This window comes from Pseudomonas moraviensis subsp. stanleyae, from assembly GCF_036283065.1.
GTDB classification, from domain to species: Bacteria; Pseudomonadota; Gammaproteobacteria; order Pseudomonadales; family Pseudomonadaceae; genus Aquipseudomonas; species Aquipseudomonas stanleyae.
The window spans coordinates 282623-294973 of the sequence record NZ_JAADJI010000008.1; the positions used below are offsets into that span (position 1 = coordinate 282623).

The window sequence follows — 12351 nt, forward strand, 5'->3', positions numbered from 1 at the left end:
GCCTCTCAAGGCATATAGCCGTCGGCGCGCAGCAGGGTTTCCAGGCAGTGTTCGCTGATGTGGTAGAACGCTTTCAGCTCTTCGATCTTCGCCAACAGCTGCGACGGATCGACCGGTTCGGTGCGTTTCACCGAGAGAATCATCTTGTTCTTGTTGGTGTGTTCCAGCGAGATGAACTCGAAGACCTTGGTCTCGTAACCACAGGCTTCGAGGAACAGCGCGCGCAGGCTGTCGGTGACCATTTCTGCCTGCTGGCCGAGGTGCAGACCGTATTGCAGCATCGGCTTGAGCAGCGCCGGGCTCTGGATCTGCAGGCGGATCTGTTTGTGGCAGCATGGCGAGCACATGATGATCGACGCGCCCGAGCGGATGCCGGTGTGGATCGCGTAATCGGTGGCGATGTCGCACGCATGCAGGGCGATCATCACGTCCAGCTCGCTCGGCGCCACTGTGCGCACGTCACCGCATTTGAACACCAGCCCCGGATGCTCGAGCTTCGCCGCTGCGGCATTGCACAGGTTGACCATTTCTTCGCGCAGCTCGACGCCGGTGACTTCGCCCTCGGCCTTCAGGGTATTGCGCAAGTAGTCGTGAATGGCGAACGTCAGGTAGCCCTTGCCCGAACCGAAATCGGCGACCCGCACCGGTTTGTCCAACGCCAGCGGCGAGGAGGTCAAGGCGTGACTGAACACTTCGATGAACTTGTTGATCTGCTTCCACTTGCGCGACATCGCCGGGATCAGTTCATGCTGAGCGTTGGTCACGCCCAGATCCTTGAGGAACGGGCGGCTCAATTCGAGGAAGCGGTTTTTCTCGCGGTTGTGCTCGGCGGACGGCGCTTCGCGCAATTGCTGAGGCTTGCTCTTGAACAGCGAACTCTTGCCCTTTTTGCTGTATTCCAGCTGCGCTTCGTCGGTCAGCGCCAGCAAGTGGGCATTTTTGAACGAGGTCGGCAGCAGCCCGGCAATCAGCGCAACGCCTTCGCTCAGCGGCAGGTTCTTGGTGATGTCGCGGGTCTTGTAGCGATAAACGAACGACAGGCACGGCTGCGCCTTGACCGTCACCGGTTTGACGATGACCCGCTGCAGATCCGCCTCTTCACCGACGTACTTGGCCAGCACCAGTTTGATGAAGCCGTTGTCGTCGAGGCTGGTTTGCAGCAGCTCGATGAACTGGGCGTGGTGATCAGGGGCCGGTCTGGCGGACGGCGCGGAAGAAGCGGAAACGGACATGGACAAACGGCCTCGGACGGGCGGAATCGGGAATGGCGGGTATTTTAGGGGGGATGGGGGTTGGGGACACCCTCTTATTTACCCAACGGTCCAGAAGCCCCTCACCCCAGCCCTCTCCCAGAGGGAGAGGGGGCCGACCGAGGTGTCTTGCGCTCGACATCGACCTGAACGACCGAGTCGACTATGGCTGTCAGGATTTGAGTTCGACTCGACATTTCAGGTCGGCGGAACTCGACAGAACACCTCCGTCGGCTCCCTCTCCCTCTGGGAGAGGGCTGGGGTGAGGGTCTGGATCTCAAGCGAGAAGGAATATCAGCCCAGAACCACCAACCGATTCGGCAATTCGTTCCGCACCTGCGTCACCGGCACATGCACCTTCAACAACTCGCCACACGCCTCCACGCACGTGACAAACCCCTCCAGCGTGCGCCCCTGCCGCACCTGCTCGGTAAACGCTGCAACAATCGCGTCCCAGTTGCTGTTATCCAGCCGTTTGGAAATCCCTTCATCCACCAGAATCTCCACATACCGCTCAGCCTCGCAGACGAAAATCAGCATGCCGGTGCTGCCCACGGTGTGGTGCAGGTTCTGCTCAAGAAACTGCCGCCGCGCCAGGTTGGAGGCGCGCCAGTGGCGCACGCGGCGCGGGACCAGGTGGGTGGTGATTTTCGGCAGACGAAACAGCAGGCAGAGGACGATGAACATGCCCCACTGCACCAGCAACAGACTGCGCAGGGTCAGCCAGCCCGTGAGGTAGTGGACGATGCCCGGCAACACCAGCGCCAGCAGACTGGCCCAGAGCAGCGGGATGTACGCGTAATCGTCGGCGCGGGCAGCGAGCACCGTGACCAGTTCGGCGTCGGTGTCGCGTTCGACCCGGGCAATGGCCTCGGCGACTTTGCGTTGTTCGTGTTCAGTCAGTAATGCCATGTCGAAAAGTGCCTGCTCATTATTCTTTTGAACTCACCAGCCGCCGGACGAACCGCCGCCGCCGAAACTGCCCCCGCCACCGCTGAAGCCACCGCCTCCGCCACCGCCGCCAAGGCCGCCGCCACCGCCGAAACCGCCCCCTCCTCCGGAGCCGCCCCGACCGGCAGGCAGGATACCGAGCATCTGGCAGACAAACACCGTCAGGATGAACAACATCACCAGAAACATGAACAGCGCCGGGTGCCGCGAGATGAAATCATCAGCCGGGTCGCCGCTGGATTCGTACACGGTGGACGGCTCATCGAGCGGATTGCCACCGAGCACCACCAGCATCGCCGCGACGCCGTCGCTGATGCCCTTGCTGAAGTTGCCGGCCTTGAATGCCGGGGTGATGACCTGATGAATGATCACCGACGACTGCGCATCGGTCAGGCGATCTTCCAGGCCATAGCCGACTTCGATGCGCAGTTTGCGCTCGTCACGGGCGACGATCAGCAAGGCGCCGTTGTTCTTTTCCTTCTGGCCGATGCCCCAGTGCCGACCGAGCTGAACGCCGAAGTCCTCGATGGTCGTGCCCTGCAGATCGGGCAAGGTGACCACCACCAATTGCTCGCCGGTGGCCTGTTCGTGCGCCTGCAATTGCTGGCTCAGTTGCGCGCGCACCGACGGCTCGAGCATTTGTGCCTGATCGACCACGCGCCCGCTCAGCGGCGGAAACGTCAATTCGGCCCGGGCGCTGACGGCGAACAGCCACAGCATCAGCACCAGGCCCAGTTTCAACACACGCATGGGCAACCTCGAATCAGAATTTCACTTCCGGGGCCTTCTCCGCGCCGGGCGTGGTGGCTTCGAAGGTTTCGCGCATCGGCAGATCGCTGTACATCACGCTGTGCCAAAGGCGACCGGGGAAGGTGCGGATCTCGGTGTTGTATTTCTGCACCGCCAGAATGAAATCGCGCCGGGCGACAGCGATGCGGTTTTCCGTGCCTTCGAGTTGCGATTGCAGGGCGAGGAAGTTCTGGTTGGCTTTCAGATCCGGGTAGCGCTCGGACACCACCATCAGACGGCTCAGCGCGCCGGTCAGTTGATCCTGTGCCTGCTGGAACTGCTTGAGCTTCTCGGGATTGTCGAGGGTGCTGGCATCGACCTGAATCGACGTCGCCTTGGCCCGTGCCTCAATCACTGCAGTCAGGGTTTCCTGTTCGTGGGCCGCGTAGCCCTTCACCGTTTCCACCAGATTGGGAATCAGGTCGGCGCGCCGCTGGTACTGGTTCTGCACCTGGCCCCAAGCGGCTTTGGCCTGTTCGTCGAGGGTCGGGATATTGTTGATGCCGCACGCGGTCAACAGCGTGGCGAACACCAGCAACGTGGCGATCTGTAGCCGTGAACGAGAGGTTGCGCTGATATTCATTGCAGTGATGCTCCATGACACATTTGATTTAAAAACCGAGCGCTGGACATTCCCGGCCAGCGGTTGGGGCATAATCGGCGCCGCCACTGGCATGCGACGGGTTAATCGGCTAAAAAGTGCCCTTCGCGTTCACGTTGCCGCTGTCGGCGCGGTTTTCCGGCTCAGGTTTTGAGCTGGCACCCGAACAACAATAGTCGCTCCCTACATTTTGGCTGGCCGGTGTTGCATCACCGTTTGGGCCCTTGAGAAAAAATTCATGAAGAAGCTGTGTTTGCTGGGTCTGTTCGTCAGCCTGGCCAGTCATCAGGTACTGGCCGCCACGACCCCGGTACCTCTGGAGAACAAGGACGCTTTCATCAGCAACCTGATGAAACAAATGACCCTCGACGAGAAGATCGGCCAGTTGCGCCTGATCAGCATCGGCCCGGAAATGCCCCGCGAGCTGATCCGCAAGGAGATCGCCGGCGGCAACATCGGTGGCACGTTCAACTCGATCACCCGCGCGGAAAACCGTCCGATGCAGGACGCGGCCATGCGCAGTCGCCTGAAGATTCCGATGTTTTTCGCGTACGACGTGATCCACGGTCACCGTACGATTTTCCCGATTCCGCTGGCCCTCGCCTCGAGTTGGGACATGGACGCCATCGGCCAGTCCGGTCGCGTCGCGGCTAAAGAAGCCGCCGCCGACAGCCTCGACATCACCTTCGCGCCAATGGTCGATATCTCCCGCGATCCGCGCTGGGGCCGCAGCTCCGAAGGTTTCGGTGAGGACACCTACCTGACCTCGCGCATCGCCGGCGTCATGGTTCGCGCCTATCAGGGGGCCACGCCGAGCGCTGCCGACAGCATCATGGCCAGCGTCAAACACTTCGCCCTGTACGGCGCGGTCGAGGGCGGTCGCGACTACAACACCGTCGACATGAGCCCGGTGAAGATGTACCAGGATTACCTGCCGCCCTACCGCGCCGCGATCGATGCCGGCGCTGGCGGTGTAATGGTCGCGTTGAACTCGATCAACGGTATTCCGGCCACCGCCAATACCTGGCTGATGAACGATCTTCTGCGCAAGGACTGGGGCTTCAAGGGCCTGGCGGTCAGCGATCACGGCGCGATCTTCGAACTGATCAAGCACGGTGTCGCCCGCGACGGTCGCGAAGCGGCGAAGCTGGCGATCAAGGCCGGCATCGACATGAGCATGAACGACACGCTCTACGGCAAAGAGCTGCCGGGGCTGCTCAAGTCCGGAGAGATCGAACAGAAAGACATCGACAACGCCGTGCGCGAAGTGCTCGCGGCCAAGTACGACATGGGTCTTTTCAAGGACCCGTACCTGCGCATCGGCAAGGCTGAAGATGACCCGGCCGACACCTACGCCGAAAGCCGCCTGCACCGCGCCGAAGCTCGCGAAGTGGCGCGGCGCAGCCTGGTGCTGCTGAAGAACCACAACGAAACCCTGCCGCTGAAGAAAGACGCGAAAATCGCCCTGGTCGGCCCGCTGGCCAAGGCGCCGATCGACATGATGGGCAGTTGGGCCGCCGCCGGGCGTCCGGCGCAATCGGTCACCTTGTTCGATGGCATGAGTGCGGTGATCGGCGACAAGGCCAACCTGATCTACGCCCGTGGCGCCAACATCACTGGCGACAAGAAGGTCCTCGATTACCTGAACTTCCTCAACTTCGATGCCCCGGAAGTGGTCGATGACCCGCGCCCGGCCAACGTGCTGATCGACGAAGCGGTGAAAGCTGCGAAAGACGCTGACGTGGTCGTTGCAGCGGTGGGCGAGTCCCGTGGCATGTCCCACGAATCCTCGAGCCGCACCGACCTGAACATCCCGGAAACCCAGCGCGAACTGATCCGTGCGCTCAAAGCCACCGGCAAACCGCTGGTGCTGGTATTGATGAACGGCCGCCCGCTGACGATTCTCGAAGAGAACCAGTCGGCCGACGCGATTCTGGAAACCTGGTTCAGCGGCACCGAGGGCGGCAACGCCATCGCCGACGTGCTGTTCGGCGACTACAACCCGTCGGGCAAACTGCCGGTGACCTTCCCGCGCTCCGTGGGCCAGATCCCGACCTACTACAACCACTTGAGCATCGGTCGGCCGTTCACGCCGGGCAAGCCGGGCAACTACACCTCGCAGTATTTCGATGACACCACCGGTCCGCTGTTTCCGTTCGGTTATGGCCTGAGCTACACCACGTTTGCCCTGAGCGACATGGCGCTGTCGTCGACCACGCTGAACGCCACTGGCAAGCTCGACGCCAGCGTCATGGTCAAGAACACCGGCAAGCGTGACGGCGAAACCGTGGTGCAGTTGTACATCCAGGACGTCACCGGTTCGATGATCCGCCCGGTGAAAGAACTGAAGAACTTCCAGAAGATCATGCTCAAGGCCGGCGAACAGAAAGTCGTGCACTTCACCATCACCGAGGAAGACCTCAAGTTCTACAACGCCCAGCTCAAATACGCGGCCGAGCCTGGCAAGTTCAACGTACAGATCGGCCTGGATTCACAGGCGGTGACGCAGCAGAGTTTTGAATTGCTGTAACCCTTAAAAGCAAAAGATCGCAGCCTTCGGCAGCTCCTACAGGGTGTACACCATCCCATTGTAGGAGCTGCCGAAGGCTGCGATCTTTTGATCTTGCTCTACCCGCGGCGGTCGAGGATATTCACCACCAACCGATCCACCCACCCCCACAGCCGCTGCTTGATCCGCCGCCACAACGGCCGGCGCTGCCACTCTTCCAGGCTTACCAGCTGACTCAAGCCGAAGTCGTTCACAAAGCTCGCCTGCACCGCTGCCGTCAGCGCCGGGTCGAGGGCCTCCAGATTCGCCTCCAGATTGAAACGCAGATTCCAGTGATCGAAGTTGCACGAGCCGATGCTCACCCAATCGTCGATCAGAACCATTTTCAGGTGCAGGAAGCACGGCTGGTATTCGAAAATCTGCACCCCGGCCTTGAGCAGGCGCGGGTAATAGCGATGCCCGGCATAACGTACTGACGGATGATCGGTGCGCGGCCCGGTCAGCAGCAGACGCACATCGACACCGCGTGCAGCGGCCTTGCGCAGCGAGCGGCGGATTTGCCAGGTGGGCAGAAAATAGGGCGTGGCCATCCAGATGCGTTGCTGGCCGCTGTTCAAGGCGCGGAACAGGGATTGCAGAATGTCGCGGTGCTGACGCGCATCGGCGTAAGCCACACGGCCCATGCCCTCGCCCTTGTCCGGAACGCGGGGCAGACGCGGCAAACCGAAATGCGCGGCCGGGCGCCAGGCGCGGCGGTAACGGTTGGCAATCCACTGCCGATCGAAGAGCAATTGCCAATCGAGCACCAACGGGCCACTGATCTCGACCATGACTTCGTGCCATTCGCTGACATCATGGCCCGGCGTCCAGAATTCATCGGTCACGCCCGTGCCGCCGACCACTGCCAGACATTGATCGACCAGCAGCAATTTACGGTGATCGCGGTAGAAGTTGCCGACCCAGCGCCGCCAGCTCAGGCGATTGTAGAAACGCAGCTCGACGCCCGCCTGGGTCAGGCGCTGCCGCAGTGTCAGGGTAAACGCGAGGCTGCCGTAATCGTCGAACAGACAACGCACGCGCACCCCGCGCTCGGCCGCCGCGACCAGTGCCTGGACGATGGCATCGGCGCAGGCACCGGCCTCGACCAGATACAGCTCCAGTTCGACCTGCTCTTTAGCGTCAGCAATGTGCTCAAGCATGCGCGGAAAGAATTGCGGGCCGTCGATCAACAATTCGAAACGGTTGCCGTCACGCCAGGGAAACACCGCACCGCGCATGTCAGCGCGCCGTGAAGATCAGCACCGCACCCACCGGCACCGACAGACTGATGGCCGACAGATCGGCCAGTTTGCGCAGGCTTTCCAGGCCCGGCGCCAGATCGAAATCCTCGGCATTGATCACCAGCGGTTCCAGCGTCACCACTTGAAAGCGCCGGTCATCCAGCCGCGTGGCAAGCAACTCGGCCGGGTATTCGTGCTGCTTGCCGTGCAGGCTGACGGTCAGTGGCAGGCGTAATTCCAGCTGCGCGCCGGGGGCCAGATCGTTGATCGGGCGCAGGTCGATCTGGGTGGTGATGGTCGCTTCGGGAAACTGCGCAATCTGGAACAGTTCCTTGCGCATGCGCTCATCACGCAGCGGAATGCCGCTGTTGATCGATTCGAGCTCGACTTCGACTTCGGCGCGACCGTTGGGATCGACCTTGCCGTGCAGCACCAGAAAGCGCTGCACTTCCGACACGCTGGCATTTTTGGTGCTGACGAACGACAGCCGCGACGACTCGCCGTCCAGATACCAATTGGCCTGGGCCGGCAGTGCAGCGGCGGTCAACAGCAGACTGGCGAAGACTGTATAGAGGGAGCGGTTGAACATTGAACACTCGTGGGGGCGATAAACCTGCACGAACCTTAACCGCCCGCCAAGTTATTGCAAGCCCTGTGGGAGCGAGCCTGCTCGCGAATGCAATGCTCGCCGCACGGCATGTATTGCGGCTTGCGACGATTTCGCGAGCAGGCTCGCTCCCACAGGGGGTGATCAGATAATTCAGGGATTCAAGCGGCAGCCCTGGCGCTCGCTCAGCCATTGCGCGCTGTTGCTGCGGCCCATGCCGCTGACGGTGATGGTTTTGCTCGATGGGTCATCGGTAAAGCCGCTGGTTGGCAGCCATTGTTTGACATAGCCCCGGCAATACCCGGCATCGTTGTTCATCACATACCGGCACGAGCAATACTCCTTAGCGGTGTAGGCGCTGATGATGTCCGGGAACGCCCAGAGATTTTCCCGTTCATACCAACCCCAACCGAGCAGCACCACCAGCAGCAACAACAGAAAGCGCTTCATGGCCGCACCGCCTGCAACACCCGCTTGAGCAGTTCGTTGTGCTTATAGCTGCCATCGCGATCATCGGCGTAACGCACGATCACCAGTTTTTCACTGGGCATCACGTACAACGCCTGGCCCCAGTGGCCGAGGGCGGCGAAGGTGTCGGGTGGTGCGTCGGGCCATGGCGATGGTGCGTCATCGACAGGCCGATTGAGCCACCAATGGCCGCCGGGCACGGCTTCGTCCTGCTGCGCCTTGTAACCGGCAAAGGGTTTGAGGTTGAACGCGAGCCAATCCTCGGGCAGCAACTGCCGATCGTTCCAGCGCCCGCCGCGCGCCATCAGCAGACCGACCCGCGCCAGATCTCGCGCGGTGAGATAGGCGTAGGACGAGGCGACAAAGGTGCCGCGGGCATCGCTTTCCCACACGGCGTGGCGAATGTCCAAGGGTTCGAACAGTGCTGTCCACGGATAGTCGGCATAACGCTGCGGCCCCACGATAGTTTTCAGCGCGGCGGCGAGCAGATTGCTGTCGCCGCTGGAATAACGGAAAGCCTGACCCGCTGCGGCGTAAGCGTCGTGGTTCGCAGTGAATGCCGCCATGTCGCGATGACCCCGGGTATAGAGCATCGCTACCACCGAAGATTTCAGCGGGGCGTATTCGTAGTCTTCCTGCCAATCCAGACCAGACGCCCAGTTGAGCAGATGGCCGAGGCTGATCGCCGGGTGTTTTTCCAGCGCCGGGTAGAACTTCAGCGCCGGATCGTCGAGCTTGAACCGGCCCTCGCCGTAGGCCACACCGAGCACCGTAGCCAGCAGGCTTTTGCTGATCGACCAGGTCAAATGCGGGCTCTGAGCGGAGCTCGGGCCGGCGTAGCGTTCATAAACGATCTGGCCGTCGCGGATGATCAACAAGGCGTCGGTGCGGATGCCCTTACGGGTGGCGTCGTCACGGGGCGCGAAGGCGTAACTCTCCAGCGCCGCGACGGCCGGACCGGTGATCTGCGCGGCAGCGGGCCATTGTTCGGCGGGCCATTGTTCGGCCTGGGCGGTGAGGCTGATCAGCAGCAGGAACAGGGACAGGCCTTTGAACATGGTTGAGGCTCTGGGGTTGGTCTGCTGAGATTAGGTGGCGTTGATGACAGATGTGTGGTGTTTTTGAGGCCGCCTTCGCGAGCAGGCTCGCTCCCACATTTCGACTGTGTTTCAACTGAAGAAACACGGTCCCCCTGTGGGAGCGAGCCTGCTCGCGAAAGGGCCAGTCAGACTTGCGCCAGAGCCTTGGCCAAGCGCTTCGCCCTCGCCCCCGCCGCCAACTGCATCACGCCCTTGTCCCGCCGCCACATCTGCGCCCATTCCACCGGACCATCCGCCAGCGCCTGTTCCACCTCCCCCGCCAGCGCTTCAAACTGCGCAAACAACCCGCCCAACAACACGTGCCCGGCCGGGTTGTTCGGCGCTTGCCGACTGGCCTCGGCGCACCCGGCCAGCAGCGCCAGCAAACGCAGTTGCAGGGTCTGCGGCCAGTCGCTGTCCTGGCCGACGCCATACAGCCATGCGGTCATGGCGCTCAAGACATAGACATCTTCAAGGCTGCGGAACGGTTTGATGTATGCGTCCCAGCCATCGCCGGCGAGCAGTTCGCACAGGGCGCCGTCGAGGTGCAGGCGACCGTGGCTGATGTCCGGCATCAATGGCAAGGCGGGCAGTTTTTCCACCTTCACACCGGGCTCGCCGGGATACACCACCGCCAGACTCAGGCGCGGTGCCTCGCCCGGCCCTTCACTGCGTGCCGCCACCAGCAGCCAGTCGGCGGCATCGCCTGCGGTGACGAAATCCTTGCGCCCGCTCAGGCGCAAATCGCTCAGCCGCGTGTGCATGTCCGCCGGGCGCAGGCTGCGCTGTTCGGTTGCACACAAGGCGCCGAGGCTCAGCGGCGCGCTCGGCCACAACATGCGCAGCGCCGCCTGATAACCGACCAGAAACGCCAGCCCCGGCGTCGCCATCCGCCGCCCGCCGGCCACCGCCAATTCGAACGGCGTGACGTTGCCCAGCGTCTGCAACAACATCGCGAAACCCTCGGCCAGATCGGCAACGGCGGGCAAGCGTTCACGGTGGTGCAGCAGATCGGGCCAGGGCATAAGCGCCTCCTTGTGGGCTGTCATATAAGCATCACCGAACGTTCATGGCGATGACACCGGGGCTACATAGCCTGACTTTGCACAACACGGCTGCATAAAGAAAGTCGATCGGCTGCAACCCACGACGGGTTCAAGGCCCGTACGGAGATTCACATGACGCAAATCGCCCGCATCAGCGACACCGGCAATGAACGCCGCCTGCAAGCCGAACGCCTGGTCGGCGCCGAAGCCTTGCAGCAAGCCCAGGCCCTGCGCTTCGCCGTTTTCAGCGGCGAGTTCAACGCCAAATTGAAAGGCGCCGAACTGGGTCTGGACATGGATGATTATGATGTTCACTGCAGCCACATCGGCGTGCGTGATCTGAACACCGGGCGTCTGGTCGCGACCACGCGTCTGCTCGATCACACCGCCGCCAGCAGCCTCGGCAAGTTCTACAGCGAAGAAGAATTCAGCCTGCATGGCCTGGCGCATCTGCAAGGCCCGATCCTGGAAATCGGCCGCACCTGCGTCGATCCGGCGTACCGCAACGGCGGCACCATCGCCGTGCTCTGGGGCGAATTGGCCGAAGTGCTCAATCAGGGCGGCTACAGCTACCTGATGGGTTGCGCGAGCATTCCGATGCAGGACGGCGGCATTCAGGCCCACGCGATCATGCAGCGTTTGCGCGAACGTTATCTGTGCACCGAACACCTGCGCGCCGAGCCAAAAAATCCGCTGCCTACGTTGGATATTCCGTCCAACGTCATCGCCGAAATGCCGCCGCTGCTCAAGGCTTACATGCGCCTCGGGGCGAAGATCTGCGGCGAGCCCTGCTGGGACGAAGACTTCCAGGTCGCCGACGTGTTCATCCTGCTCAAGCGCGACGAACTCTGCCCGCGCTACGCCAGGCACTTCAAGGCGGCCGTGTGATGAGCCGGTTGCGGGTGTACGCGCGAATCGCGCGAGTGCTGCTGGTGGTGACGCTGGGGCTGACCATGGCCAGCGTCTTCGGCATGTTCGAACGCATCGGTCTGGCGCACTCGATGGAGCGGCGCCAGCGCTGGTCGCGCTTCTTCATGGCGCGCCTGAGCAATGCCCTGCCCTTTCGCGTGACGGTGCACGGCGAGTTACCGAAACAGCCGATGCTGTGGGTCAGCAATCACGTGTCGTGGACCGACATTCCGCTGCTGGGCATGCTCACGCCGCTGTCGTTTCTGTCCAAGGCTGAAGTGCGCACCTGGCCGGTGGCCGGCTGGCTCGCGGCGAAGGCTGGCAGTCTGTTCATCCGCCGTGGTTCGGGCGACAGCCAGCTGATCCGCAAGCAGATGACCCGTCATCTGCAAACCGACCATGCGCTGCTGATGTTTCCCGAAGGCACCACCACCGACGGCCGTTCGCTGCGCACCTTTCATGGTCGCCTGCTGTCGGCGGCGATCGATTCGCAGGTGATGCTGCAACCGGTGGCGATCCGTTACCTGCGTGATGGTGAGATCGATGCGCTGGCGCCGTTCATTGGTGACGATGATTTGCTCTCGCACCTGATGCGCCTGTTCAGCCATGACTGCGGCGATGTCGAAGTGCATCTGCTCAAGCCGATTGCCTGTCAGGGCCGCGAGCGCGCGGCGCTGGCGTTCGAAGCGCAGCAGGCGGTGCAGAAGGTGTTGTTTGGCGAGGTCGCAAAACCTGCAGAACCGCGTCGCACAGGCGACCTGATAGCCGCCTGAAACACAAATCCCCTGTGGGAGCGAGCCTGCTCGCGAAGGCGGCGTGTCATTCAGCATCTATATTGGCTGAGACACCGCATTCGCGAGCA

Annotated in this window: 12 protein-coding genes; 3 read left to right on the forward strand and 9 right to left on the reverse strand. The window is 62.1% G+C overall.

Features of this window, described 5'->3' with window-relative positions; all coding sequences use genetic code 11:
* Positions 1-5 precede the first annotated feature (5 nt).
* The 4 genes from GXB78_RS16625 to GXB78_RS16640 all read right to left on the reverse strand — a co-directional run bounded on the left by GXB78_RS16625 (position 6) and on the right by GXB78_RS16640 (position 3573).
* Positions 6-1232 (reverse strand): class I SAM-dependent methyltransferase, encoded by a 1227-nt coding sequence (locus GXB78_RS16625; protein WP_329516164.1) that lies wholly within the window; start codon positions 1230-1232, stop codon positions 6-8.
* A gap of 312 nt (positions 1233-1544) precedes the next feature.
* Entirely contained in the window at positions 1545-2162 is a 618-nt protein-coding gene (locus GXB78_RS16630) for a TPM domain-containing protein (RefSeq protein ID WP_016771315.1), read from the reverse strand.
* A gap of 33 nt (positions 2163-2195) precedes the next feature.
* Entirely contained in the window at positions 2196-2951 is a 756-nt protein-coding gene (locus GXB78_RS16635; protein ID WP_329516165.1) for a TPM domain-containing protein, read from the reverse strand.
* A 13-nt stretch (positions 2952-2964) separates the two neighbouring features.
* Positions 2965-3573: a LemA family protein gene (locus GXB78_RS16640; protein WP_329516166.1), complete on the reverse strand. Its 609-nt coding sequence runs from the start codon at positions 3571-3573 to the stop codon at positions 2965-2967.
* A gap of 256 nt (positions 3574-3829) precedes the next feature.
* Here GXB78_RS16640 and bglX point away from each other — a divergent pair, with 256 nt between their 5' ends.
* The gene (gene bglX, locus GXB78_RS16645; protein WP_329516167.1) at positions 3830-6121 is read left to right on the forward strand and encodes a beta-glucosidase BglX; all 2292 of its coding nucleotides are present in this window, start codon (positions 3830-3832) and stop codon (positions 6119-6121) included.
* A 98-nt stretch (positions 6122-6219) separates the two neighbouring features.
* Here the strand turns inward: bglX and GXB78_RS16650 are convergent, their stop codons facing one another.
* From GXB78_RS16650 to GXB78_RS16670, 5 genes are all read right to left on the reverse strand, one after another.
* Complete coding sequence (locus GXB78_RS16650; RefSeq protein WP_329516168.1) at positions 6220-7377, reverse strand: phospholipase D-like domain-containing protein; 1158 nt, start codon at positions 7375-7377, stop codon at positions 6220-6222.
* Between the two features lies 1 nt (position 7378).
* Positions 7379-7969, reverse strand: coding sequence for a YceI family protein (locus GXB78_RS16655; RefSeq protein WP_329516169.1), 591 nt, complete (start codon positions 7967-7969; stop codon positions 7379-7381).
* Positions 7970-8140: 171 nt separating this feature from the next.
* Positions 8141-8437, reverse strand: a complete 297-nt coding sequence (locus tag GXB78_RS16660; protein WP_136492115.1) for an amidase — start codon at positions 8435-8437, stop codon at positions 8141-8143.
* Positions 8434-9513, reverse strand: coding sequence for a serine hydrolase domain-containing protein (locus GXB78_RS16665; protein WP_329516170.1), 1080 nt, complete (start codon positions 9511-9513; stop codon positions 8434-8436). Before GXB78_RS16665 ends, GXB78_RS16660 begins: the two co-directional genes overlap by 4 nt.
* 167 nt (positions 9514-9680) lie before the next feature.
* The gene (locus tag GXB78_RS16670) at positions 9681-10559 is read right to left on the reverse strand and encodes an acyl-CoA dehydrogenase middle domain-containing protein (protein WP_329516171.1); all 879 of its coding nucleotides are present in this window, start codon (positions 10557-10559) and stop codon (positions 9681-9683) included.
* Between the two features lie 153 nt (positions 10560-10712).
* Here GXB78_RS16670 and olsB point away from each other — a divergent pair, with 153 nt between their 5' ends.
* Both olsB and GXB78_RS16680 read left to right on the forward strand, forming a co-directional pair.
* A complete protein-coding gene (gene olsB / locus GXB78_RS16675) occupies positions 10713-11468 on the forward strand; it encodes an L-ornithine N(alpha)-acyltransferase (RefSeq protein WP_042608179.1) in 756 nt (251 codons plus the stop codon).
* A complete protein-coding gene (locus GXB78_RS16680; protein ID WP_329516172.1) occupies positions 11468-12262 on the forward strand; it encodes a lysophospholipid acyltransferase family protein in 795 nt (264 codons plus the stop codon). Before olsB ends, GXB78_RS16680 begins: the two co-directional genes overlap by 1 nt.
* Positions 12263-12351: the final 89 nt, after the last annotated feature.